Source organism: Rhodanobacter sp. L36 (assembly GCF_009765755.1).
Taxonomy (GTDB): Bacteria; Pseudomonadota; Gammaproteobacteria; order Xanthomonadales; family Rhodanobacteraceae; genus Rhodanobacter.
The window spans coordinates 329,964-355,232 of the sequence record NZ_LMUV01000011.1 but is presented as its reverse complement, the minus strand read 5'-3'; the positions used below and the strand labels follow the sequence as shown (position 1 = coordinate 355,232).

Below are 25,269 nucleotides of genomic sequence, written 5' to 3'. Positions count from 1 at the left end.
TCGTGCAACTGCAAGCGTCGAAGCAAGCCAGATCGACGCAGAGACATGGCAGTCAGATGATACGCAGCGCCTGCAAACGTGCTGCCACTGCGTCGTGAAACGACGACGACAGTTCGGCGCGGACCGGCACGCGCCACCAGTTTGACTTGGCGAAGCGCCGGCATTTCACCGCGTCCTTGTCGGTCATCCATACGGGCAGATCATCCGCAAAATCAAGATCGCTCGCGACGAACGCATGGTGATCGACGAACGTGTGCTCGACCGGCTCGATACCGGCAGCGCGCAGGCTGTCGAAAAACCGTTTCGGATGGCCGATGGCCGCGACCGCATGCACGCTCTGCCCGACAAAATCTTCGAGCCGTTGCGTGCGTCCATCGAGCAGATTCACCACATCGCCACCGCGCAATGTCATGGCGAATTCATCTGCGTCTGCAGTGTCGCCATTGCAAACGCGAAAATCCACATCGACAAGCCGACTCACCGGTTCGCGCAATGGACCGGCCGGCAACAAGCGGCGATTTCCGAAACGGCGAACGCCATCGATCACGCATATCTCGATGTCGCGTTGAAGCCTGTAGTGCTGCAGGCCATCGTCGGCAATCACCACGTTGCATCCGGCGGCGAGCAGCAGGCGCGCTGCCGCAGGACGATCCCGACCCACCGCAACCGGCACGCCACCGGCGCGGATCAGGCACGACTCGTCGCCCACCTGCACCGGATCGGGCGTGTGACCCAGCAACAACGGCTCCCGTTGCGTGCCGCCATGGCCACGGCTGACCACGCCCGGCCGCCATCCGCGTGCGCTCAACTCGCTGCAGATCGCGATGGTCAACGGCGTCTTGCCGGTGCCGCCGACACTGATGTTGCCGACGACGATCACCGGCACATCCAGGCGTTCGCGCTTCAACACATTGGATCGATAAAGCGCACGCCGCAGCGCAGTGACACCGCCGTAAAGTTTTGCCAGCGGCCACGTCCACCAAGGCGCGGACGCGCCGCCATACCACGCTGATTCGAGTCGGCCGACCAGCGTCATGGCCAGTCTCAGCCGCGAACCTGACCGGGCGAATCGTTGAACTGCATCCGGTGCAGCGCAGCGTAATGTCCGCCCAGTGCGATCAACTCGGCATGCGTGCCACGCTCCACGATGCGTCCCTGATCCAACACCGCGATGAGGTTGGCGTGCTCGATAGTCGAAAGGCGATGCGCGATCACCAGCGTCGTGCGGTCCTTCATCAAACGCTGAAGTGCCTGCTGGATCAGCCGCTCGGATTCCGTATCCAGCGCACTGGTGGCTTCGTCGAGCACGAGGATCGGCGCGTTCTTCAAAATCGCGCGCGCGATCGCGATGCGCTGGCGCTGGCCACCCGAAAGCGTGTTGCCACTCTGCCCGATCGGCGTGTGCAAGCCCTGCGGCATGCGCGCGATGAACTCCATCGCGTTGGCCGCCTCCGCGGCTGCGACGATGTCCGCCTCGCTCGCACCGGCGAGCTCGCCATACGCGATGTTGTTGCCGACGGTGTCATCGAACAGCATCACGTTCTGTCCGACCCAGGCAATCTGCTTTCGCAACGATGCGAGCGTGTAGTTCTGATAATCGTTGCCGTCCAGCACGATGCGCCCTTGTGTCGGCGCGACGAAGCGCGGCAACAAGCTCACAAGGCTGCTCTTGCCGCTACCCGAACGCCCCACCAGCGCAGTCACTGTGCCCGGTGCGCAATGCAGGTCGAGTCCGCGAAGCGCCTCGAAATTGTTGCGTGGATAGGTGAGCCGAACGTCCTCGAAACGTAGATCGCCGCGCGTGCGCGTCAACACGCTTGTACCTGTATCGACCTCCGCCGGCAGATCGATGACTTCGAAAATATCCTCGGCCGCGGACAGGCCGCGCTGAATGTTCGACTGCACCGTGGTCAGTCGCTTCAGCGATGCCAGCATGGTGCCCATCGCAATAAGAACGGTGAGAAAAATCCCCGGCGATATCTGGTTGATTACCTGCGGTCGCGTGCCGAGATAAACCAGTGCCGCCATCGCCGTCGAGGCGATGATCTGCACGGTCGAACCGGACGCGGCGTTGGTTGCGGCGATCTTCAGGTTGAGTCGGCGAGTTTGCTGGGTGACCGCGCCGAAGCGAGCGCTTTCATGTGCCTGGCCTCCATAAATGCGCACTTCGCGATGCGCACCGACCGATTCCTCGACCGTGCCCGCCACCGAGCCCATCGTGCCCTGGATGCGTCGGCTGATCCGGCGATAGCGTCGGCTCACCACCGTGGCGACCAGCGCGATGGCCGGCACCATGATCAGCAACGACAGCGTGAGGTACGCATTGTTGTAGAGCATGACGGCGAACATCGCGATCACCGTGAAGCCGTCGGTCACCGCGATCTTCAGCGCATCGCTGGACGCGGAGGCCACCTGCTCGCTGGTGTAGGTGACGCGCGAAACCTGCTGACCGGAAGGCTCGTTGCCGAAATACGCAGCGGGCAATTTGAGATACGCCGAAAACACATCGCGCTGCATCACCTGCACCACATGGCGCCCGATGTAGGAAATGCCATAGTCACTGGCAAAGGTGCCAAGCGCGCGCACATAGAAGATGCCGATGATCCAGATCGGCATCCAGAAAATCCAGTAGGCGTCCTTGTCCCGAAAAAGTTTGTCGACCAGGATCTTGAGCATCTGGTTGAACAGTGCCAGGCCGCCGCCATCGATCAGCATGCCGACAATGGCAATCAATCCGATCGGCCAGTAACGCGCCGAATAGCCTAGCAATCGCCGGTACACCTGGCGGCTTTTGGCATCCCAAACGCCGCCGCTGTTGTTGCTCACTGCGCGCTGTCCGACTTCGTCGGCGTGGTCGCTATCGACAATCGGCTGAAGCCGACCTGGCCGAGCGCGTCCATGGCCGTCACCACGTCCTGGTGCGGCGTCATGGCATCGGCGCGGATGGTGACCTGGCGATCGCGATCGGTGCCGGCGACGCGGCTGATGGCCTGCTTCAGCGGTTCGATGCCTTCACCCATCACTTCATCACTGCCCACGTAGAAGCGGCCGTCGCGATCGATCATCACGGTGAACGCGGGCGCGTTCATGTCGCGATCCTGCGTGCTGGCCTTGGGCAGTGTCACCTGCAGGCGTGAATGCTGCACGAAGGTGCTGGTCAGCACGAAAAACATCAGCAGCGTGAGCAGCACGTCGATCAACGGAATCACGTTGATCTCGAAGTTGTCGCCGCGACGATCGTTGCCGATACGCATCGTGCGCTCAACCTGCCGCCGGTGCGTTGGGCGCCGGCACGCGACGGGGAGCACGTGCAGGTGTTGCCGTGGGGCGCAACGTCAAATCATCCAGCAAGGCAGTGGCCTGCTTTTCCATCGCCACGCAATAACCGGCCACGCGCGAACGGAAATAGCGGTGCAGCACATACGCGGGAATCGCCACGGTGAGACCGGACGCGGTACAGATCAATGCCTCGCCGATACCACCTGCCATCTTCGCCGGATCGCCGATGCCGCCGGCCATCACTTCCATGAACATGCGGATCAGGCCGATCACGGTGCCGAACAGACCGAGCAGCGGACCGATCAATGCGATCGTGCCCAGCGTATTGAGATAGCGCTCCATGCGATGCACGACGTGCCGGCCGGTGTCCTCGATGCGCTCCTTGATCAACTCGCGCGGCTGGTTGCGCACGGCCAGCGCCGAGGCCAACAGCTCGCCCAGCGGCGAGCCGTTGGTCAATGCGTCCAAATGCGACTGCTGCAATTGACCGCTGCGTGCCCATTCGCGCACTTCGTCGATCAGGCCCGGCGGCAACACCGCCTTTCGGCGCAACGTCCAGCAGCGTTCCAGCACGATGGCGAGCGCGAGTGCGGAACAGATCAGGATGGGCACCATCGCCCAGCCGCCAGCCATCAGGATTTCCAGCACGTCGACTCCACCCTCGGATCACGGGAGACGCATCATACCAGCCCCATCCAGCGGTTCCGCGAGGCGCTTGGCATTCGCGCCAGTGCGCGCGATCATCCGCGCGGGAGCTACTACGAAGGGAAACATCATGTCCGAGTTGATCGAACGCATTGCCGGTACGTATGACGAACTGCCATACAACTCCAGCGCCTTCGCGCAAAGCGCGCCGGAACATCTGCACGCCGTCGCTCATTTGTTCGGGCTGAAAACGCCACCACCCGCGCGTGCCCGCGTCCTTGAATTGGGCTGCGCAGCAGGAGGCAACCTGATTCCGTTTGCCGCGCACCATCCCCAAGGGCATGCCGTCGGTGTGGATTTGTCGGGCGTGCAGATCGACGCGGGGCAACGCGCCGTCCGCGCGATGGGACTGAAGAACATCCAGCTGAAGCAGGCCAGCATTCCCGACCTCGGCAAGGATCTGGGCGAGTTCGATTACATCATCTGCCACGGCGTCTACAGCTGGGTGCCGGAGGATGTACGCGAGGCGATCCTGCGGGTCAGCCGCGAAAATCTCAGCGTCGATGGTGTGGTCTATATCAGCTACAACACCTACCCCGGCTGGAAAGCAAAGGAGGTGGTTCGCGATGCGATGCTGCTGCGCGCCGGTCCGCTGAAAACGCAGAGCGAGAAGTTGCGGTATGCGCGCGGCATGGTGGATTTTCTGCACGACATGGCGCGCGATGGCAGCGTGCTGAAGAAAATCATGCAGGACAACATCGAGATGATCCGCCACGGCAACGAGAGTTACCTGGCCCATGAATTTCTCGAGCTGTGCAACGCGCCGTGTTATTTCCGCGATTTCCTCGACGCCGCCGGACGGCACGGGCTTGACTTTCTCGCCGAGTCGGAAGTTCCACGCATGTTCGCGTACAACTACGGCAGCCAGGCCGCCGAACCGCTGCTGCGTGAATGCAACGGCAGCCAGGTGGTGCTGGAGCAACTGCTGGATTTCCTCAACAACCGCACCTTCCGGCAGACCTTGCTGGTGCATGCCGATCGCGCGAGCAGCATCCGCTACCAGCTGGATAACAGCCGCTTCAAGGACATGCACGTCGCCGGGTTTTTCACCCTCGTCGAAGGCGAACAAAGCACCTGGCGAACGAGCAACGACACCCATCTCTTCTACGGCCGCCCGATTCCTCGCGAAGTAATCCCTCGCCTCGGTGCGGCCTGGCCAGCAACGATTGCCGTGTCCACGCTGATTGCCGATGCACGCGCTGGCGACGCCAACCACGCAGATGCAGCCGAAGCCGAACTGCTGCAGCTGATCGAGCAGCTGATCATCACCGGTGCGGTGCGCGTACGCCTTGATGAGGTCAAGCCCGCGAACCCAACGAGCGGTGCGCCCCACCTGCCCGAACCGCTACGCCATCTGGCCAAAGCGCAACAGGGCGAGAAACTCCCGATCTCCCTGTACAACGCGTGGCACGACACCATGCCGAATCCGGACGTGGTCGAAACCGTGCTGTTGCCACTGCTCGACGGCGAGCATGATCACGCTGCGCTGATGGCTGCCATGCGTGAGAGCGTGAAGAACGGCCAATTGAAATTCATGCAGGACGGGCAGCCACTCACTGAAGAAAAAGACATCGAACGTGCCGCTGTCGAGCACATCGATGCGGTGTTGAAACGACTGGCCGAGCGCGGGGCCTTCCTCACGCCGGGCTGAGCCGATCGCAACGGTTTATTCGCGCCAGTAGCGTCGGCTCTCAAGGCGCCAGCGAGTGACCACGCGTGGCGGCTGGCCCGGCATGAACACCAACTCCATCGCGCCCTCGTCGGCTGTGTTCAACAACGGCACGCGGGCCAAGCGGTAACGCTCGACTACTTCCGGCTTTGGATGGCCAAACCGGTTGTGCCAGCCGGCCGACACCAGCGCCAGCGGCGGATTCACCGCCGCAATGAACGTTCCGCTGGAAGAAGTCTTGCTGCCGTGATGCGGTACGAGCAACACCGGCGGCGCACCCGTACCGATGGCCTCGGCCACCTGCGGCTCGATCTTCGAACTGATGTCGCCGGTCAGCAGCAGGCGACCGCCAGCGCTCTCGACCAGCAGCACGCAGGAGCTGTCGTTGTCGCGCCCGGTGCCGTCGGCGGCCGGACTCAGCACGCGAAAGCGCACGCCATCCCACTGCCACGACTGACCTGCGACACACTGTTCCATCGGCTTGTGCATCCGCGCAGGCTCGCCGGCGTAGCGTCTGGCCTGAGGGAATGCATCGGCCACGACCGTAGCGCCGCCGGCGTGGTCATTGTCGCCATGACTGATCATCAACACGTCCAGTCGCGTGATGCCCAACGCATGAATCGAAGGCAGCACCACCGCCTCGCCCAGATCGAAACCGGATGGATAGCGCGCGCCGGCGTCATAGAGCAACGCGTGATCGCGCGTGCGGAGCAATACCGAAAGACCCTGCCCCACATCGAGCACCCAGACCTCGTACGCACCGTTCGCCGGTAGCGTACGCATCGGCAGCAACAGCGGCAGAAACATCAACAAGCCGAGCCAGCGCAAAGGAACGCCGCGCGGCATGAACAGCCATAGCGCGCCACACAGTGCGAGCAGCAATGACCACGCACTGACCGTCGGCAAATACCAATGCGCACCCGGCCAGGTGGCCATGCGTTCGAGCAACCACCATTGCGCGTGCGCGAGTTTCGCAGCGAGCCAAAACACCGGCGCAGCCGCCGGTGGAAACACGCCGAGCAGCAACGTTCCCAACAATGCGAGCGGCACGATCACGAAACTGATCACCGGAACCGCGATCAGATTCGAGAGCGCACCGACCAGCGATGCCTCGCCGAAAAACCACAGGCTCAACGGCAGCAGCGCCACGGTCATCACCAGCTGACCTGTTGAAAGTTCGTGGATGAAAGCGCGCCATCCGCGTCCACGCGATGGCAGGCACAGCATCAGAAACGACACGCCGACAAACGACAACCAGAAACCCGCGGAAAGTACCGCCAGCGGATCAACGAGCAGCGTTGCGATCATCGCCAATGCCAGCGACATGGAACCGCTGCCACCACGCCGGCTGCAGCGTGCCAGTGCCACTACCGCTATCATCAGCAACGTTCGAACCGTTGGCAGACCAAAACCTGCCAATGCGCTGTAGATGCTGGCGACCAGCAAGGCCGACGCCGCCTGCGACTGTATGCGCGGAATCCTCACTGCGAGCCGAGGCCACAGTGCGTAGACGATCAGTATCAGCCACACGCCAAACACAGCGGCGACGCCGACATGAAAGCCCGAAATCGCGATCAGATGGGAAACGCCGTTGGCCCGGGCGATTTCCCAATCCTGCTGATCGAGCCCGCGCGTATCGCCGATGGAAAACGCCTGCAGCAAGGCTGCGTCATGCGGATCGTGCACGCGCGCCGCGATGCCGCGTGATATCGCATCGCGCACGCCATCGATGCACCAGCGCGACCCCGGAAGCTTCGCGTTGCCATCGTCTTCGCGCACATACCCGGTGGCGACGATGCCGCGTTCGAGCGCCGAGCGTTCGCTGTCGGCACCGCCCGGATCAATCAATCCGCGCGGCCGTTTCAATCGAAGCAGCAGTTGCCAGTGCGAACACGCTGGCACGATGGGCGCACCGTCGTACCACGCGACGCTTATGCGACCATGCAACGCAATCCGCTTTCCATCGATCGTGGCTTGCGTCGTTTCGAACTCGAACGTGGTTGCGCCTTCGCGCAATGCGGGCAGACCCGTGACCGTGCCGACGACGACCACATCCTGACCTTCGAGCGCGCGCGGAAGACGCGCATCCATCGCCATCTTTCCGCACCACGCAGCCCAGACAAAACCAAGCGGCAGGCAGGCAACCCAGCGCAGGCGTGGCCATCGCCACGCGCATCCGATCGCCGACAGCAGCAACGCGCCAAGAACCATGAGCGGCGGCAGTGCGGGCAACCACTGCACCAGCAATACACCAGCCAGAAAGGCCAGCGCCGTGCTGATCGCCGTTGGCATGCGTGCCACTTGCACCATGATTCGTCCGTTCCATCCTGGAAGGAGTCGAGCCTAGCGCAGCGGCGATCGGGACTTGGCTGAAAAGCGGGTGGGCCGTCGCCCGCATGTGAACCTGCGTTGGTACCGGCTCACATGCACATGCACGATCAGGGTTTCGGCGATTCCTGCAACACGCCGTTGTGCAGTACCAGCGTGCGATCCATGCGCGCGGCAAGCCGGGTGTCGTGCGTGACCAGGATGAAGCTGGTGCCAATCTCCTGATTGAGCTCCAGCATCAGCGCGTAGACCTGTGCGGCGTTGGCTTCGTCGAGGTTGCCGGTGGGTTCGTCGCCGAGCACGCACGGAGGTTTGGTGACCAGCGCCCGCGCCACGGCGCAGCGCTGACGTTCACCGCCGGACAACTCGGATGGCTTGTGATGCGTGCGTGATCCGAGGCCCACGCGATCGAGCAGCACCATCGCCTGCTTCTGCGCTTCGCCAATCGACGTGCCGCGGATCAACAGCGGCATGCACACATTTTCCAGCGCGGTGAATTCGGGCAACAGGTGATGGAACTGATAGATGAAACCCAGCGAGCGATTGCGCACACGGCCACGTTCGGCATCGGAAAGTGTCGACAGCACGCGGCCATCCACTTCCACTTCACCCTGGGTCAGGGTGTCCAGCCCGCCGATGATGTGCAGCAGCGTGCTCTTGCCCGAACCCGACGCGCCGACGATGGCCATGGTCTCGCCGCGCTTGAGGGTGAAGCTGACATCGCTCAGCACCTCGGTACGCAAGCCGCCTTCGTCGTAGGTCTTGGCGACGTGGCTGGCGCGCAGCACGTTTTCGCTGGATTTGATGCTGGGTGTCGGATTCATGGCGGTCTTATTCATAGCGCAATGCCTGCGCCGGCTGCGTGCGCGACGCGCGCCACGCGGGATAGAGGGTGGCCAGCAACGAGAACGTGAAAGTCAGCAGCGCGACCCAGCCGACGTCGTGCCAGTCCAATCGACTCGGCACCTCGCTGATGTAATAGACATCCGGCGAGAGGAACGTGACGTGGAACGTATGCTCGATCCACTTGACGATACCCGGCAGTTTCCACGACAGAAGCGCGCCAAGCCCCACGCCGAAACCGATGCCGACGAAGCCCACCAGGATGCCTTGCACCATGAACGTGCCCATGATGCTGCGCGGCGTCGCGCCGAGCGTGCGCAGGATCGCGATGTCTGCCTGCTTGTCGGTCACCAGCATCATCAGCATCGAGATCAGGTTGATCACCGCCACCAGGATGATCAGCGAAAGAATGATGAACATCACCAGCTTTTCCATCGACAATGCGTGGAAGAGATTGGCGTTGGTGTCCATCCACGTCTGCACGCGATAGACACCACCGAGTTTGTCCGCCAGCTCCCTCGCTACCGGGCCGGCGTTGAACAGGTCGTCCAGTTTCAGGCGAATGCCGGTGGGCCCGCTGAGGTCGTTGAGCTTTTCGGCATCGCTCATGTTGATCACGGCGAGCCCGGAATCGAACTGCTCCATGCCCATCTCGAAAGTGCCGACCACATGAAAGCTGCGCACCTTGGGCACGCCGCCGAACGGTGTGCCGCGCATTTTCTGCACGATCACGGTGACGCGATCGCCCACGCCGACGCCGAGCGACATCGCGAGATCCCGACCGAGCACCACGTTCCAGCTATCCGGCGTGAGATCCGCGAGGCTGCCCTCGACCATGTGCTGACCGATGTCCACCACCTTCGATTCCTGCGACGGCTCGATGCCTCGCAGCAACGCACCATTCGCATGACGTGCATTGAGATAGGCCTCCGCTTCCACATAGGGTGCGGCGCCCAGCACATGCGGATTGGCTTGCGCGATCTGTAGTGCGCGCGGCCAGTCCTGCACGCTCTCGTCGATGCCTGAAACGGTCGCGTGCGAGATCGCGCCGAGAATGCGCGACTTCATCTGATAGTCAAAACCGTTCATCACTGACATCACGGTGATCAGTGCGATCACGCTGATCGCGATGCATACGATCGAGACGGTAGAAATGAAGGATATGAACTGATTGCGTCGCTTGGCGCGGGTGTAGCGCAGGCCGATGAAAAGTTCGAGCGGTCGGAACATGGAGGGTTCGCTTGTGGGGATCGCAGGGCGGGCCGCCCGAACGCGCATTATCAGGCATTCGCTCAGACCGCGCTTCGCGATCGAAGTTGCCGTGCAGATCAAACGCGCTGCGCTGAAGCGTCCAGTTGCAGCGTCGCCAATCGCATGCGCAGCCGCCGACGGATATCCGCATCACTGTTGTCCGGCGCCAGCACCACGATCTGTACGCCGCCGCGCGCCAACCTCAAGCGCAACAAAACGACACCCGCCATCACGCGAAACGACGCCAACGTGGCAGGCATGTCTTCGTGATCTGCCAGCCGCACGGTCCACGCGTTGTCGTGGCTCAGTCCGACCGCCGCTACGGATGAACGAGAGGTTCCGGATAGCGAACGCCAGGTGGCGATCAACACGATCGCGATCGACAGGAACTTCAGCCAGAGCGGCAACGCGCACGACGCGACGGCGAGCACCGCCAGCACGGCCACGACGATCGACAGCCGAGCCGCCCATCGCGAAACGCGATATTCAAAGCCGATGGCGGGCGCGGATGTCATCGATGATGGCCTGCCAATCCTTCCGTTCGGGACGACCGTGTCCCATCACCCAATCCCAGAGATCGGGGTCCTGTGCGTCCAGCAATTCGTCGAATGCCTGGCGCTGCATGTCATTCGATATTGCGTATCGCTCTGCCAGCCACCCGCCGAACAACGCATCGAGTTCGCGCGTACCGCGGCGCGCGCGCCACGATAGTCGCTTGAATCTTGGATCGTCGGGCGTCGTGTCCGCCATGGCTAGCGTGAGGCCACGGGCGCGTCGGACATCACCGCGCTGCGTTCACTGCGACGTTTGTAGAAATCCAGAATCGTTCGCGCCGAATCGTCCACCAGCACGCGGGCCAATCCACCCGCGTACCAGTTGAAATGAGTGCTGACGCGATAGGTGACGTGGATATCGAGGCGGGTGCCGCCGGCCTCGGGGTCGAGCGTGTACGACGTGTCCAGCAGATCGAAATACTGCCCGCCCACGCGCACATGTTCGTCGAGCGCGCCGGCGGGAATCGAGTCGGCAGCAAAGCGATAGTGCCACTGGATGAAGCGATTTTCGTCCCACGCCACGATCGGTTCGTCGAAATGCACGCCATGCTGCCAGCGCAATTTTCGCACCCTGCCCTGCGGCGTATCCACGGTGACTGCTTCCATCGGATACGGCACACCGATACGCCAGGCCAAGCCGCGATCCATCTCCGAAGGAGTGATCGCGCGCGCGGCGTTGATCAACGCCCAGATCGCCGCGGGCGACGCGTTGATGTGCACGGATTCATCGGACTGACGAATCGCATCAGTGGTCCGCAGATAGCGCTCGCCGTAGCCCAGCAGCAGCGGCACCAGCAACGCGACCGACAATATTCCCGGGCGTGGCTTGAACATCGCCAACGCGCCGAGCATGAGCAGACCGCCGACCGAGCTGACAATCAGAAAAATCGGCGCCGCCAGCGCAATGCAGATACTGCCCTCGATATTGAACAGCGCCGAGAGGCCGAGCACGACCAGCATCGGAAGCCACGGTCCGAGGATCGCACCACCGACACCGATCAGGTCGCGACGCAAGTAGACAGTGATTGCACCGACGACAAGCGGCGTGAGAAAAAGAAACGACACCAGCATGGCGCCGCCGGTGTGTCCCAAGGCAGGGCCGGCCAGCATCCGGGATCCGAAAAGAAGTCTCACCCCCAAGCCATAGGCAATGCCGACGGCCAGCGCGAACCAGTAGCTGCGACGGCGCCCGGGGTATTTTTCGTAGGGCGGCGGATCGATGCTGGCCTCGTTCATGACGCATCCCTGTGATGTCGCGAATGAAGCAGGCTACCGCAAAGACGTCGAATCTACGCGCGCCGCTAAGCCTATCGGCCAACGGCGTCATGAACGATCACAACTCTGATCAGCCGCGACGTTCCACCATCAGCTTCTTGATTTCCGCGATCGCCTTGGCCGGGTTGAGACCTTTCGGGCAGGTGCGCGTGCAGTTCATGATGGTGTGGCAGCGATACAGCTTGAACGGATCTTCGAGATCGTCCAGGCGCGCACCGGTGTCCTCGTCGCGCGAGTCGACGATCCAGCGATAGGCCTGCAGCAGGATCGCCGGGCCGAGGTATTTCTCGCCATTCCACCAATAGCTTGGGCAGCTGGTCGAGCAGCAGGCGCAGAGGATGCATTCGTACAGGCCGTCGATCTTCTTGCGCTCTTCCGGCGACTGCAGGCGCTCGCGATCCGGCGCCGGGCTCTGCGTGCGCAGCCATGGCTTGATCGAGGCGAACTGCGCGTAGAAGTGCGAGAGGTCGGGCACCAGATCCTTCACCACCGGCATATGCGGCAACGGATAGATCTTCACGTCGCCCGAAGCGCATTCATCGATGGCGCGCGTGCATGCCAGCGTGTTGGTACCGTCGATATTCATCGCACACGAACCGCAGATGCCTTCGCGGCATGAGCGGCGCAACGTGAGCGTGGGGTCGATCTCGTTCTTGATCTTCAGCAGCGCGTCCAGAACCATCGGGCCGCAAGCGGCCATATCGACCTCGTAGGTGTCGATGCGCGGATTCTTGCCGTCATCCGGCGACCAGCGATAGATTCGGAACGTGCGTGGATTCTTGGCACCCTTCGCCGGGTAATGCTTGCCCGGCTGGATCTTCGAATTCTTGGGTAGCGAAAACTCTGCCATGTCCTGAACCTTTCAGTCTTCTGTTGGAGGGGCATCGGCCCCGACCGCACAACCTGATGATGTGGAGCTTTCGCGGCCGCAGCCGCATCGCAATATCAGTAGACGCGTTTCGCTGGCGGAACCACCTTGACCTCGTCCGTCAACGTGTACATGTGCACCGGACGGAAATCGAAGCTGCTGTTGCCGGCTTCGTCCACTTTGACTAGCGTGTGTTTCTGCCAGTTGGCGTCGTCGCGATCCGGGAAGTCTTCGCGCGCATGTCCGCCGCGGCTTTCCGGACGCTGCTGCGCCGAGTGCATGGTGGCAACGGCCTGATCCAGCAGGTTGGCCAGTTCCAGTGTTTCGATCAGATCGGAATTCCACACCATCGAACGATCGCTGACGCGCACGTCCTTGAACGAGGCGCGCACGGCAGAGATTTTTTCGGAACCTTCCTTCAGCGTGCTGCCGGTGCGGAATACCGCCGCATCGCTTTGCATGATGCGCTGCATTTCCAGGCGGATCTGCGCGGTCGGCTTGCTGCCATTTGCGTTGCGCAGACCGTCGAAGCGCGCCAGTGCCTTGTCGAGCACGTTGGTCGGCAGATCCTGATGCGCCGTTTCGGGCTTGATCAACTCGGCGCAGCGATGCGCCACGGCGCGACCGAACACCACCAGATCGAGCAGCGAGTTGGAACCGAGTCGATTGGCACCATGCACGGACACGCACGCGGCTTCGCCGATGGCGAACAGACCCGGCACGATCGCGTCGACATCGTCGCCGCGCTTCTGCACGACTTCGCCGTGATAGTTGGTCGGGATGCCGCCCATGTTGTAGTGCACCGTCGGGATGACCGGAATCGGCTCCTTGGTCACGTCCACGCCGGCGAAAATGCGCGCACTTTCGGCGATGCCGGGCAGGCGCTCATTGATGACCTCCGGCCCGAGGTGCATCAGATTGATGAAGATGTGATCCTTGTGCTCGCCGACGCCGCGACCTTCGCGAATTTCCATCGTCATGGCGCGACTGACCACGTCGCGCGATGCGAGATCCTTCGCGTTGGGTGCGTAGCGCTCCATGAAACGCTCGCCTTCGGAGTTGGTCAGATAACCACCTTCGCCACGAACGCCCTCGGTGATCAGGCAACCAGCACCGTAGATGCCAGTGGGGTGGAACTGCACGAACTCCATGTCCTGCAACGCGAGACCTGCGCGCAGCACCATGCCGCCGCCGTCGCCGGTGCATGTGTGTGCCGAGGTCGCGCTGAAATAGGCGCGGCCGTAGCCGCCGGTGGCCATCACCACGGCATGGCCGCGGAAGAAGTGCAACGTACCCTCGTTCATGTCGAGCGCGAGCACACCGCGACAGACACCCGCGTCGTCGAAGATCAGATCAATGGCGAAATATTCGATGAAGAACGCGGCGTCATGCGCCAGCGCCTGCTGGTACAGCGTGTGCAGGATCGCGTGACCGGTGCGGTCGGCCGCGGCGCAGGTGCGTTGCGCCGTGCCCTTGCCGTAATGCGTGGTCATACCGCCGAACGGGCGCTGGTAGATCTTGCCTTCCTCGGTGCGCGAGAACGGTACGCCGTAGTGCTCCAGCTCGATGATCGATGGCACCGCCTCGCGGCACATGTACTCGATCGCGTCCTGGTCGCCCAGCCAGTCGGAACCCTTTACGGTGTCGTAGAAATGGAAGCGCCAGTCATCCTCGCCCATGTTGCCGAGTGCGGCGGAAATGCCACCCTGCGCAGCGACCGTATGCGAACGCGTCGGAAACACCTTGGTAATGCACGCAGCCTTCAAACCTTTCTCGGCGAGACCGAACGTGGCGCGCAAACCCGCGCCGCCGGCGCCGACCACGATCACATCATAAAGATGCTGCTGGACCTTGTAGCTTTCCATGAAACTTCTTCCTCGCGTCTTAGGGGGTCAGCGCAATGCGCAGCACGGCCAGCACGCCAGCCAGCGCGCCCAGCACGGCGAGAAACTTGATCGCGAGCAGCCACGCGACCGCCTTCCAGCGAACATGCACGTAATCCTCGACCACCACCTGCAGGCCGAGCACGGCATGCCAGAACATGGTGAGCACGAACGCGATCAGCAGCAGCGCATTCCACGGCCGCGCCACAACCGCATGCGCGTGGGCAAAATCCGAATGCGCCAGCGAAACCACGACGAACACGAACCAGATGCCGAGGGGAATCAGCGCAACGGCCGTCACACGCTGTGTCCACCAGTGCCCCACGCCGGACTGCGACGAGCCGAGCCCGCGCGCGACCTTGATCGGGTTGCGGAGATCTTTCGCGGTCATGCCGCACCTCCGGTCTTGAACACGTAGATCCAGACCAGTGCCGTCAACACGACGCTGACCGCGACCGACAGCCAGCTGGAACGAATGAACTGGTTGATCGCATAACCCGCGCCGGCATCCTGGACCAGGTGGCGAATGCCGTTGCACAGGTGATAGAACAGCGCCCAGCTCCAGCCGATCAGCAACACGATGCCGATCGGACTGCCCACAATGGTTCTGTATTGAGCGAAGCCTTCTTCACCGCCGGCCAGTGCCAGCAAACCCCACACCACCAGCAAGCTGCCGATCGCCAACGCGATGCCGGTGGCGCGATGCAGGATGGAACTCACCATCTGCACTTGCCAGCGGTAGACCTGTAGATGCGGAGAGAGCGGTCGTCGCGTGTCTGCCATGGTGGCTATCCTGTGTGGAATCGCTGATGTCCGCACCACACTCCGCTTCCGAACATCGCCGACGACAAGCGTCGGCATCATTCAGAAGTCGATGCAGCGCCCGTTCTTTTCCCAGTCGCCATAACGCGTGGGATCCAAAGCCGGTCGCTCCGTCGACACTTTGTCCGTGACCGGCCCGGCGGGCACGGCTGCCGGCTCCGTCGGAACGGAAACAGGCTGAGACTTGGTTGGGGAAGTGGTATCGGACATGGTTTTGTAAGCCGGCAAAGGTTAATACCTGCGGCAAAGCAGCACAACCTCGACAACTTGCGATCAAAGCGCATCAAAAGGCGCACAAGACTTGCGGCGGCATTGGCTCGCCCCCACCCTTGTCGTTCAATGATCGATTCCCATCCCGCTGAAACACTGACGATCGAAGGACCCGACGCGGTCGCCTTCGCGCACGCGCAGTTCAGCAGCAACGTCAAATCGCTCGCCGCCGACGAATGGGAGTTCAGTGCGTGGCTCAATTCGCAAGGTCGAGTGCTTGCACTGTTTCATCTCATCAGAATGTCCGACAACGCGTTGCTTCTTCTGTTGCGCGGCGGCAGCGCAATGTCGATGGTCAATGCGTTGCGGCGTTTCGTGTTTCGATCGAAGGTGATTTTGACTGCGCATCCCGTTCGCACACTGAGCACCGGCGATGCGATGACGATGCATGCGACGCGCAACGAAAATGACGTCGTCGCACTTGGCTGCGGCGATCACAGTCTGCTCATCGATTCCGCCAGCAACGGCGATGGCGAGTGGCGAACAAAACAGTGGCGCGACGGCTGGGCGTGGCTGCCCAAATCAGCGTTGAACGAAGTGCTTCCATCGGCATTGTCGTTGCAGCGACTGCGCGCCGTGGTGATCGACAAAGGTTGTTATCCCGGTCAGGAAATCGTCGCACGCATGCATTTTCGCGGCGGGCACAAACGACATATGCACAGCGTCGTATTGTCGCAGCCGATCACCAATGGTGAAGTGTTGCGCGTGGATGAACGCGACGTCGGACATGTACTCGATGTGGTGACATCGAATGACGAGGTGCAAGCGCTCGTGGTGTTGAACGACGAATTCGTCACGCAACATGCGGACAATCAACTGACTTCGTTCGACAACAAAGTCGTGATGCAACTGCGCGCATCATGGCCTGCGTGAAACACGTCATCCCGTTTTCATGAATTGAAATGTGAGCGAGGGATGAACTCTCGACCCCTGGCACTTGTCATAGTGGAAAGCGACCACTAGGCTCCGCCGATCGAATATCGCGACATCCGGAATACGGGGTGTCGATTGACGCGACGAATCGGATGAATCCGAATCGGCGCGACCCGGGGAACAAACCGGATGGCACGCCGCCTCACAGTAAGAGTGCGGAGCAGTTGCTTAGAAGCACCGTCGACGCGGCAGGTGCGACACCTATGCAACATCAATCCCCCGATCGGCAATGACATCGCCGGTCGACCGCCACAATCCCGTGGCAAAGCGCCCGACCACACGTTTCGGTGGCGGCGATTGATCCAGGTGGAACGGCCTGCCCGCCCGTCCACCGCAATGGCGCACAAAGCTGCACTCTGCTTTGCGCGTACAGCACGTTGGAGGCAGAAACAAAAATGAAACTTTCCATGCTGTTGTGGCTGACGTCATTGATGCCACAACCCGTCGCGGACCAGGCTTGCCTGGCCACCACCGTCTATCTCGAAGCACGCAGTGAACCGATGAACGGCCAGATGGCTGTTGCAGAAGTGGCCATGCGTCGTCGCGATCGCGGGCAGTGGGGAACCACCGTCTGCAAAGTCGTAACGGCCCCGCACCAGTTCGCGACCACCACCACATCCGGTTCGTTCGACATCAACAATCTCGATGCATTTCACAAGGCGTGGATGGTTGCAGGTCGTTCGATTCAGAACTGGCAGTTGCCGCTGGCGCAGCGTCGCATGCTGGTGCCGCACGCGGATCATTTCGCGACGGTTGCAGTCGCGCCGGCGTGGTCGCACAACCGTCCGCGTGTCACCATCGGCGAACACGCGTTCTACGCCGTGAACTGATTTTCGGCAGACATCGACAAAAAGGCCCTCTTTCGAGGGCCTTTTCTTTTGGACGTCTGGACGTCCAAAAAAATTTACATCTCGATCAGCGACCGTAGACCTGCCCGTCGCGCACTTCGACGTAATCGCCATTGCGCACGCCCGGATTGTCACGCTGCGTCACCGTCGCGTACTGGCCGTTATCGAGCCTCACCACGATGCGCCACGCAGTTCCACCGCCACCGCTTCGCTGACCAACCTGGTTGCCGACTACGCCGCCCGCCACGGCACCACCCACTGTCGCCGCTGTGCGACCGTCACCCTTGCCGATGGTGCTTCCCAGCACGCCGCCTGCGACAGCACCAATGATCGCGCCCAGCGTGCCATTGCCGTTACCACGATCGGTGTAGACCTGCTGCACATCCTGCACCACGCCGCACACCTGGCAACGATACGGACGTTGACGATATCCCTGGTCCGCATAGCCACGGTGGTAGCCATTGCCGTACGGCTCGGTGACACAGCCCGACAGTGCGAGGCCGGTGGTCACAACGGCGGCGAAAACGAGCTTGCTCAGTGATGCGTTCATGGTCGCTTCCTGGTTGATGTTGATGGAATAGATCTAACGGACATCCGATACCGCAGTGACGCCTTCCTGTATCTGCACGCGGTCGCCTGGATCGTGGTCCATGCGCACTGTGCGGGTGACGCCGTTATAGAGATAATGCACGTCGTAACCAACGATCTGATTGCTCGTGTCGTTGACCGTGCTGCAGCGGTGCTGCACCGACTGCACCACTTGCCCATGCTGACGATTCGCCTGGATGCGGTTGCCGGCATAACCGCCACCTACCGCACCCGCCACCGTCGCCAACGTGCGGCCACGCCCGTGACCAACCTGGTTTCCGAGCAAGCCTCCGGCGACCGCACCGATGGCCGTACCCAGCACGCGATGCTCATCCCTTGGCGGCAATGTACGGGTAACTGTTTCGTCGCGACAAACCTGGTGCGGACCGCCTGGATCACGCACAGGATCAACGCTAACAACCTTGGCATACTTCACCGTATCGCCGTTGCTTGTGGTGGCTGCAGCCGACGACATCGCCGAAGCACCTTGCGTGGTTCCGGTATCCGCAACGCGATTGCAGCCCGCAATCACAACTGCAAAAGTCGCCGTCATCATGATGTGGGCTGCACTGATCGCCAATCGCGTCATGATTGTTTCCTCATTTGTTGATCCACCCGTCGATGGCATGATGGCCTCGACGCAAATACCTGCGAGCCATTGAACTGTTATACGACTGAATCGGACTTAGCTCGCCATCGTGACGTCGTCTTCACATGCGCATGACGTCGTGCAATTGGTTTTTCCTGCGAGATGCGAAACATGCTCAGACTGATCGATAGTCACGTCCACCTCGACGATGACGCATTCGACGACGATCGCGATGCAGTGATCGATTGCGCGAGTAACGCGGGCGTCGACACCATGGTGATACCAGCCGTCGACATGGAAAGCTGGTCGCGTATCCGCGAGTTGTGCGCCCATCACAATCGCCTGCATGCGGCGTTCGGCCTGCATCCGATGTTCCTTGCAAACCACGCGCCTGAACATGCGGACGCGCTGGCGACCTGGCTCGACGATGGCCATGCAGTCGCGATAGGAGAAATCGGTCTGGATTTCCACATCGACGGCCTCGACCGGCAGCTTCAGCAGCAATATTTCCAGCGTCAACTTGACCTCGCGGTCGAACGCGGGCTTCCCGTTATCGTGCACGCACGCGGCGCGATGGATCAGGTCATCCTCACCTTGCGTCGAAGCGGTGATCTCCGGGGCGTCGTGCACAGTTTTTCCGGCAGCGAACAACAGGCGGAACAGCTGTGGAAAATGGGCTTCCTCATCGGCATCGGCGGTCCTGTCACCTACGAGAGGGCGCAACGCCTTCGTCGCATCGTGACGAACATGCCACTCGAATTCCTGCTGCTTGAAAGCGATGCCCCCGATCAGCCGGATTCTTTACACCGCGGGAAACGCAACGAGCCCGCGCGTATTGTCGAAGTGCTCCGGACGATCGCAATGCTACGCGGAGAAACGGAGGCAATGATTGCTACCGTGACCACGGCGAACGCAGTGCGCCTGTTCGGGCTGGATCGTCACGTCCACTGAAATCATGAAATAAACGCAGGCGGTTGCTTAGGCGATGCCGCGCTGCTATTTTACTTCACCAGTGAAATATGAATCAGTGAAATGGCGCAACTGACCAGCTGTATCGAGATGATGGACGAAGGCATCGGCCGGGTGAGTCAGATCATTCCGGAGATGCCGGCACCCGAGGCCAGGCTGTGCCGACTCATGCTGATGGTCGGCACCAGCCTCGAGGAAGAGCTCGAATTCAAGCTCAAGCCGCACAAGCTCAACCACAGCGAATTCCTCACGTTGATGATTCTCTATAGCCGTCCGGATGGCAGCTCGACGCCAGGTGAGCTATGCGAGTACGCCACGCAGGGCGCGACCAACATGACGCGCATCGCCAACGCGCTGGTCAAGCGCGGACTGATTACCCGTGGCGCAAGCACAGAAGATCGCCGGCGTGTCGAGATCCGCATCACCGCGGCCGGCAAGCGTTTCGTGCAGAAAATGTTGCCGCCGATGTTTCCCCGCGTCGCCGTCATGTTCGCCGGCTTCAGCGTTGCCGATAAGCGCCAGCTCGATCGGTTGCTACGGAAGCTCGCGCGGAATCTCGATCAACTCAACGAGTCCATCCATCCATGAACGAGGCTCCGATGAAGCGCGCCCTGCTCCGCGGTCGCACCATGCTGATGGCGGCGATGATGCTTGCACTTGTCGCCTGCGCGAGTGCGCCGGCGAAGCTCGAACATCCTGCATTGCGCGACGACGTGCCGCTCGCAGGCTTGCAGGCTCCAACGCGCGATCAGTGGCCGGATGCGCAGTGGTGGCGCGGATATGGCGATCCGCAACTTGACGATCTCGTCGATCGTGCCATGCAGCACGCGCCGGATTTGGTGCTGGCGCAAAGTCGCGTGCGCAGCGCTGAACAGTCCGCGCGGCTTGCGGCGGCGCAGATGGGCCTGACGATCGATGGCAGCGCGCAATTCGCGCGCCAGCGCATGAGCGAACACGGCTTGATCCCGAGCCAGTTCCTCGGCTTTACCTGGTACAACCAGGCCGATCTTGGCGTGCAACTTCAATACGATTTCGACTGGTGGGGCAAGAAGCGTGCGTCGGTGGAGGCCGCGCTCGACCAGGCACATGCGGCGCAAGCCGAGCGCAGTGCTGCCGCACTTGCGCTGCAGTATTCCGTCGCCGATACCTACTTCGGCTGGCAGGCCGATCAGGCACGGCTGCAACTGGCCGATCAGTTGCTCGCCACGCAACAACATCTGTTGAACATCGCCGAGCTGCGCGTAAAGCACGGCGTCGATCTGCCCGATAGCGTGGAGACGGCGAAGGCACAACTGGCGCAAGTGCGCGAGATGCGCGTTGCCCTTGATGGCTCCGCAAAGATCCGTCGCGTAATACTCGCATCGCTCCTTGGCGTATCGCCGGCAGAACTGCCGTCTCTCCAGCCACGACCGCTACCGAGCGTGCAACGCGGCATTCCCGCCAATGCGCGACTCGACCTGATCGCGCGCCGTCCGGATATCGCCGCCAGTCGCTGGCAGGTCGAGTCGGCGCTGAAGAAAACCGATGCGGCGCGCGCCGAATTCTTCCCTGATGTCGACATTTCGGCGATGGCGGGATTGTCCAGTATCGACATGAGCAAGCTGCTCACCGCCGGCAGTCGCGTGTTCGGGCTGACGCCGGCGCTGCATCTGCCGATCTTCGAAGGCGGCCAGCTTCAGGCGAATTACGGGCTGAGCAAATCGCAGCTCGATGCCGCCGTTGCGCAATACAACAGCACTGTGCTGACGGCTGCGCGCGACGTGGCAACGCAGGCGCTCAGCGCAGAGCAACTGGCCGATCGTCACGACCAGCAACGCGCACAACTCGACGCCGATATGCAGCTGCTCTCCACGGCGCAGGCTCGCGCCCGCCAGGGCGTACGCGACGACCGCGAACGTCTCGCTGCCGCAGCTGCGTTGCTGCAGCAGCGCGATGCCGCCGCCCAGTTGCAGGCAGAAGCTTTGAGCACCGACCTCACCCTGATCAAGGCGCTCGGCGGCGGATATCGCAGCGATGCGCCGTCGACCTCGTCCATTTCCTCACCTTCCGCCGGAGCCGCCGATCATGAGCGCCACTGAGTCCGACACGTCGCAAGACAAAGAAAAGGCCGGCGACGGCAAGCCGAACGACAAGGCAAACGACAGTGGCATGGCCGCGAAGGATCCGGCCAAGCGGCGACGCGCGCTCATCATCGTGGCAAGCGTGTTCGTTCTGGCTGGCTTGATCTGGCTGTTGCTCGAACTGTTCGTATTTTCGAAGCGCGAGAAGACGGACAACGCGTATGTCGGCGGCAATCAGGTAGCGATATCCGCGCAGGTGCCCGGGACGGTGGTGGCGATCCTCGCCGACGACACGCAGCGCGTGGAAGCCGGCCAGGTGCTGGTGAAACTCGACGGCACCGACGCCGACGTGCGCATGGAACAGGCGCGCAGCGCGCTGGCCGACGCGGTTCGCGGCGTGCGCCAGCAGACCAGTTCGGCCGGTGGCGCCGATGCGCAGGTGACCTCAAGCAAGCTCGATCTGGCCAAGGTGGAGGGCGATCTGAAACGCCATTTGCCGCTGCTTGCCGCGCGCGCCGAATCGCCGGAGATCGTGCAGCACCTGCGTGATGGAGTGGCGCAGGCACGCGCTGCCGTGGCAGCTGCACAAGCCCAGGCTGATGCCGCGCATGCATCGATCGAAGGCATTGACGTCGCGCAGAACCCGAAGGTGTTGCAGGCACGCGCCAACTTCCGCGCTGCGTGGGTGGCTGCACAACGCAACGCCATCTACGCGCCGGTGTCCGGCTACGTGGCCCAGCGCAGCGTGCAGCTCGGCAATAGCGTGCAACCGGGCCAGCAATTGATGACGGTGATTCCACTGCATGGCCTGTGGATCGAGGCCAACTTCAAGGAAAGCCAGTTACGCCATATCCGCATCGGCCAGCCAGCAAAGATTGAATCGGATCTCTACGGCGGCGATGCGGATTACCACGGCAAGGTGCTCGGCATCGGCGCTGGAACCGGCAGCGTGTTCTCACTGCTGCCCGCGCAGAATGCGACCGGCAACTGGATCAAGGTCGTGCAGCGCGTGCCGGTGCGCATTTCCCTGGACGACAACGAACTGGACAAACACCCGTTGCGCATCGGCCTGTCCACCGACGTCACCGTGGATATCGGGGATGACAAAGGCGCGGTGCTGACCACCGTGCCGGCGCAGCAACCGGTGGTGCAGACGACCGTCTACGACCAGATGACGAGCAAGGCCGACGCGGAAGCCGAACGGATCATTCGCGCCAACCTCGCCTCGTCCGCGGACTGAAGCACGCCATGGCCGACAAGCCCAGCGACGCCCACACCGATGAAGCGTCGAAGCGCGAGCCTCTGCATGGCGCACCGCTCGCGCTGCTGACAATCGCCGTTGCATTCAGCACCTTCATGGAAGTGCTGGACATGACGATCGTCAACGTCGCCGTGCCGCACATTGCCGGCAGCCTTGGCGTGAGCCCGAGCGAGGGCACGTGGACGATCAGTTCGTATGCACTCGCCAGCGCGATCATGCAGCCGCTGACCGGATGGATCGCCAAACGCTTCGGCGAGGTCAAGACGTTCGTCGTATCCGTGTTGCTGTTCGTGGTGTTTTCGATGCTGTGCGGCCTGGCGACCTCGATGCCGATGCTGGTGCTCTGCCGGCTGATGCAAGGCGCGGGCTCTGGTCCGATGGTGGCGCTGTCGCTGACCTTGCTGCTGTCGAGTTATCCGAAGGAGAAACAGGGCATCGCGCTCGCCTTGTGGGCGATGACCGTCGTGGTCGCGCCGATTTTCGGCCCGATCCTCGGCGGCTGGATTACCGACAATTTCTCGTGGCCGTGGATCTTCTACATCAACCTTCCGGTCGGCCTCGCGGCTGCCGTCATCACCTGGTCGCTGCTGCGCAAACGCGAGACGAAAATCTTCCAGTCGCCGATCGACGTGATCGGTCTGGTGCTACTGGTCGCCGGCGTCGGGGCGCTGCAATTCATGCTCGACAACGGCAACGATAACGACTGGTTCGCCTCGCCGATGATCACCACGCTCGGCATCGTCGCAGCCTTGTGCCTTACGTTTCTGGTGGTGTGGGAGCTGTACGCAAAACATCCCGTGGTCGATCTCTCGCTGTTCAAGGAGCGTAATTTCACCGTCGGGGTGATCTCGCTGTCGCTGGGCATGTTCGCGTTCTTCGGTATCAACGTGGTGTTTCCGTTGTGGCTGCAGACCACGCTGGGCTACACCGCGACATCGGCCGGCCTGGCAACCGCGCCCGTAGGCGTGCTCGCATTTCTCATAGCGCCGATCCTTGGCCGCAACATAGGCAAGCTGGATTTGCGCGCCGTGGTGACGTTTGCCTTCGTGGTGTTCGCCGGCACCGCGTACTGGTTTTCCACGTTCGACAGTTCGGCGTCGTTCTCCAGCCTGATCCTGCCGCGCTTCGTCATGGGCCTGGCGATTCCGTGCTTCTTCATTCCGTTGAACCAGATCTACCTTTCCGGATTGCCGGCGTCGGAAATTGCCAGCGCCTCGGGGCTATCCAATTTTTTCCGCACGATGGGCTCAAGCATGTCCACGGCGATCACGGTGACGCTGTGGCAGCATCGAGGTGAAGAGCATCACGCGACGCTGACCGAAAACGTCACGCTCGCCCACCCGGCCACTACCAGTTTTCTGCAGCAACTTTCGCACGCGGGATTTTCGCATCAGCGCAGCCTTGCCCTGATCGATCAGCTGCTGACGCGTGAGGCGTTGACGCTGGCGGTAAACGATGTATTCCTGGGCTGCGCAGTCTTGTTCGTGCTTCTGATTCCTGTGCTCTGGTTCGCTCGACCGCCGTTTGGCAGCGCTGGCGGCGCAGCGGGCCACTGAGAATTGCTGCGCTGAGCGGTTGCAGCAATTCCGGCCTTGCGCGACTGGTGCGGCGCAATATCTTCTGTTAGCGTGCGCCGCATGGCACAGACTAAACGCACCATCAAGAAGTATCCGAACCGTCGTCTCTACGATACGGAAATCTCCAGCTACATCACGCTGGAAGAAGTCCGGCAACTGGTCCTGGACAACGAGAATTTCGAAGTCCGCGACGCCAAGAGCGGTGAAGACCTGACCCGTTCGGTCTTGCTGCAGATCATCTCCGAGCACGAAGACAAGGGACAGCCGATGCTGTCGCCGCAGTTGCTCAGCCAGATCATCCGGTTCTATGGCGATTCGCTGCAGGGCTTCATGGGGCCATACCTGGAGCGCAGCCTGCAGGTGTTCCTGGATCAGCAGACGCAGTTCCGCAGCCAGCTCAACAGCTTGATGGGCCAAACGCCCTGGAACACGCTGAACGATTTGACCGAGCGCAACATGGCTGCCTTCAAGGCCATGCAACGCGGCATCATCGATACCGCCGCGCAGGTGATTCCGACCCCGACGTCGACCGCCAGCGGTCGCGGCAAGAAATCCGGCTGATTTCCCGGCAGCGGCGTCGCAGCGCGCCGCTCGCAACATCTCCGCATACCTATCGTTCGCCGCAGCACACCGCGTGTTGTCCTGCGGCATGAGCCACGAGACGCAAGTTCATGACTGCAACATCCCTTCCGAAACG

At 61.9% G+C, this 25,269-nt stretch carries 26 protein-coding genes; 9 read left to right on the top strand and 17 right to left on the bottom strand.

Annotation, left to right across the window (positions count from 1 at the left end; genetic code table 11):
* Positions 1–52: 52 nt before the first annotated feature.
* Genes lpxK through GSQ73_RS11230 form a run of 4 tightly spaced genes read right to left on the bottom strand, consistent with a single transcriptional unit; the run spans position 53 to position 3,912 of the window.
* Entirely contained in the window at positions 53–1,036 is a 984-nt protein-coding gene (gene lpxK / locus GSQ73_RS11245) for a tetraacyldisaccharide 4'-kinase (protein WP_158884024.1), read from the bottom strand.
* Between the two features lie 8 nt (positions 1,037–1,044).
* Positions 1,045–2,826, bottom strand: a complete 1,782-nt coding sequence (msbA, locus tag GSQ73_RS11240; RefSeq protein ID WP_158884022.1) for a lipid A export permease/ATP-binding protein MsbA — start codon at positions 2,824–2,826, stop codon at positions 1,045–1,047.
* Positions 2,823–3,254, bottom strand: a complete 432-nt coding sequence (locus GSQ73_RS11235; protein WP_158884020.1) for a biopolymer transporter ExbD — start codon at positions 3,252–3,254, stop codon at positions 2,823–2,825. Before GSQ73_RS11235 ends, msbA begins: the two co-directional genes overlap by 4 nt.
* 7 nt (positions 3,255–3,261) lie before the next feature.
* Positions 3,262–3,912: a MotA/TolQ/ExbB proton channel family protein gene (locus tag GSQ73_RS11230; protein WP_158886419.1), complete on the bottom strand. Its 651-nt coding sequence runs from the start codon at positions 3,910–3,912 to the stop codon at positions 3,262–3,264.
* Positions 3,913–4,054: 142 nt separating this feature from the next.
* Between GSQ73_RS11230 and GSQ73_RS11225 the strand changes: the two genes are divergently transcribed.
* Positions 4,055–5,635 (top strand): class I SAM-dependent methyltransferase, encoded by a 1,581-nt coding sequence (locus GSQ73_RS11225; RefSeq protein ID WP_158884018.1) that lies wholly within the window; start codon positions 4,055–4,057, stop codon positions 5,633–5,635.
* 15 nt (positions 5,636–5,650) lie between these two features.
* Here GSQ73_RS11225 and GSQ73_RS11220 read toward each other — a convergent pair whose 3' ends face one another.
* From GSQ73_RS11220 to GSQ73_RS11170, 11 genes are all read right to left on the bottom strand, one after another.
* Positions 5,651–7,963, bottom strand: coding sequence for a DNA internalization-related competence protein ComEC/Rec2 (locus GSQ73_RS11220; RefSeq protein WP_254063389.1), 2,313 nt, complete (start codon positions 7,961–7,963; stop codon positions 5,651–5,653).
* 128 nt (positions 7,964–8,091) lie between these two features.
* On the bottom strand, positions 8,092–8,820 hold the full coding sequence (lolD, locus tag GSQ73_RS11215) for a lipoprotein-releasing ABC transporter ATP-binding protein LolD (protein WP_158884013.1): 729 nt from the start codon (positions 8,818–8,820) through the stop codon (positions 8,092–8,094).
* Positions 8,813–10,054, bottom strand: a complete 1,242-nt coding sequence (locus GSQ73_RS11210) for a lipoprotein-releasing ABC transporter permease subunit (RefSeq protein ID WP_158884011.1) — start codon at positions 10,052–10,054, stop codon at positions 8,813–8,815. The genes lolD and GSQ73_RS11210 overlap by 8 nt, the downstream gene beginning before the upstream one ends.
* Before the next feature lie 98 nt (positions 10,055–10,152).
* Complete coding sequence (locus tag GSQ73_RS11205) at positions 10,153–10,590, bottom strand: protein YgfX (RefSeq protein WP_158884009.1); 438 nt, start codon at positions 10,588–10,590, stop codon at positions 10,153–10,155.
* Positions 10,562–10,825 (bottom strand): succinate dehydrogenase assembly factor 2, encoded by a 264-nt coding sequence (locus GSQ73_RS11200; RefSeq protein WP_158884007.1) that lies wholly within the window; start codon positions 10,823–10,825, stop codon positions 10,562–10,564. The genes GSQ73_RS11205 and GSQ73_RS11200 overlap by 29 nt, the downstream gene beginning before the upstream one ends.
* Positions 10,826–10,827: 2 nt before the next feature.
* Positions 10,828–11,865, bottom strand: coding sequence for an SRPBCC family protein (locus GSQ73_RS11195; RefSeq protein WP_158884005.1), 1,038 nt, complete (start codon positions 11,863–11,865; stop codon positions 10,828–10,830).
* 109 nt (positions 11,866–11,974) lie between these two features.
* Positions 11,975–12,754 carry a succinate dehydrogenase iron-sulfur subunit gene (locus tag GSQ73_RS11190; protein WP_158884003.1) on the bottom strand — a complete coding sequence of 260 codons (780 nt, stop codon included), beginning with the start codon at positions 12,752–12,754 and terminating at the stop codon, positions 11,975–11,977.
* A gap of 95 nt (positions 12,755–12,849) precedes the next feature.
* Positions 12,850–14,637, bottom strand: a complete 1,788-nt coding sequence (gene sdhA / locus GSQ73_RS11185; protein ID WP_158884001.1) for a succinate dehydrogenase flavoprotein subunit — start codon at positions 14,635–14,637, stop codon at positions 12,850–12,852.
* 19 nt (positions 14,638–14,656) lie between these two features.
* Complete coding sequence (gene sdhD / locus GSQ73_RS11180; RefSeq protein ID WP_158883999.1) at positions 14,657–15,046, bottom strand: succinate dehydrogenase, hydrophobic membrane anchor protein; 390 nt, start codon at positions 15,044–15,046, stop codon at positions 14,657–14,659.
* The gene (gene sdhC, locus GSQ73_RS11175; RefSeq protein ID WP_158883997.1) at positions 15,043–15,438 is read right to left on the bottom strand and encodes a succinate dehydrogenase, cytochrome b556 subunit; all 396 of its coding nucleotides are present in this window, start codon (positions 15,436–15,438) and stop codon (positions 15,043–15,045) included. Before sdhC ends, sdhD begins: the two co-directional genes overlap by 4 nt.
* Before the next feature lie 81 nt (positions 15,439–15,519).
* The gene (locus GSQ73_RS11170; protein WP_158883995.1) at positions 15,520–15,687 is read right to left on the bottom strand and encodes a DUF1674 domain-containing protein; all 168 of its coding nucleotides are present in this window, start codon (positions 15,685–15,687) and stop codon (positions 15,520–15,522) included.
* A gap of 129 nt (positions 15,688–15,816) precedes the next feature.
* Between GSQ73_RS11170 and GSQ73_RS11165 the strand changes: the two genes are divergently transcribed.
* Positions 15,817–16,620: a folate-binding protein gene (locus GSQ73_RS11165; protein ID WP_158883993.1), complete on the top strand. Its 804-nt coding sequence runs from the start codon at positions 15,817–15,819 to the stop codon at positions 16,618–16,620.
* Between the two features lie 455 nt (positions 16,621–17,075).
* Positions 17,076–17,510 (top strand): cell wall hydrolase, encoded by a 435-nt coding sequence (locus GSQ73_RS11160; protein ID WP_254063388.1) that lies wholly within the window; start codon positions 17,076–17,078, stop codon positions 17,508–17,510.
* An 85-nt stretch (positions 17,511–17,595) separates the two neighbouring features.
* Here the strand turns inward: GSQ73_RS11160 and GSQ73_RS11155 are convergent, their stop codons facing one another.
* The gene (locus tag GSQ73_RS11155) at positions 17,596–18,078 is read right to left on the bottom strand and encodes a glycine zipper 2TM domain-containing protein (RefSeq protein ID WP_158883991.1); all 483 of its coding nucleotides are present in this window, start codon (positions 18,076–18,078) and stop codon (positions 17,596–17,598) included.
* A gap of 33 nt (positions 18,079–18,111) precedes the next feature.
* Complete coding sequence (locus GSQ73_RS11150) at positions 18,112–18,705, bottom strand: glycine zipper 2TM domain-containing protein (protein ID WP_158883989.1); 594 nt, start codon at positions 18,703–18,705, stop codon at positions 18,112–18,114.
* A gap of 171 nt (positions 18,706–18,876) precedes the next feature.
* On the opposite strand from GSQ73_RS11150, the gene GSQ73_RS11145 reads away from it, so the two are divergent.
* The 6 genes from GSQ73_RS11145 (at position 18,877) to phaR (ending at position 25,133) form a co-directional block, all read left to right on the top strand.
* Positions 18,877–19,656, top strand: coding sequence for a TatD family hydrolase (locus GSQ73_RS11145; protein WP_158883987.1), 780 nt, complete (start codon positions 18,877–18,879; stop codon positions 19,654–19,656).
* An 81-nt stretch (positions 19,657–19,737) separates the two neighbouring features.
* A complete protein-coding gene (locus GSQ73_RS11140; RefSeq protein WP_158883985.1) occupies positions 19,738–20,262 on the top strand; it encodes a MarR family transcriptional regulator in 525 nt (174 codons plus the stop codon).
* A gap of 11 nt (positions 20,263–20,273) precedes the next feature.
* A complete protein-coding gene (locus GSQ73_RS11135) occupies positions 20,274–21,752 on the top strand; it encodes an efflux transporter outer membrane subunit (protein ID WP_158883983.1) in 1,479 nt (492 codons plus the stop codon).
* A gap of 70 nt (positions 21,753–21,822) precedes the next feature.
* The gene (locus GSQ73_RS11130; protein WP_254063452.1) at positions 21,823–22,974 is read left to right on the top strand and encodes an efflux RND transporter periplasmic adaptor subunit; all 1,152 of its coding nucleotides are present in this window, start codon (positions 21,823–21,825) and stop codon (positions 22,972–22,974) included.
* Positions 22,975–22,982: 8 nt separating this feature from the next.
* Entirely contained in the window at positions 22,983–24,551 is a 1,569-nt protein-coding gene (locus GSQ73_RS11125) for a DHA2 family efflux MFS transporter permease subunit (RefSeq protein WP_158883979.1), read from the top strand.
* 81 nt (positions 24,552–24,632) lie between these two features.
* Positions 24,633–25,133 (top strand): polyhydroxyalkanoate synthesis repressor PhaR, encoded by a 501-nt coding sequence (gene phaR / locus GSQ73_RS11120; protein WP_158883977.1) that lies wholly within the window; start codon positions 24,633–24,635, stop codon positions 25,131–25,133.
* Positions 25,134–25,269 lie beyond the last annotated feature (136 nt).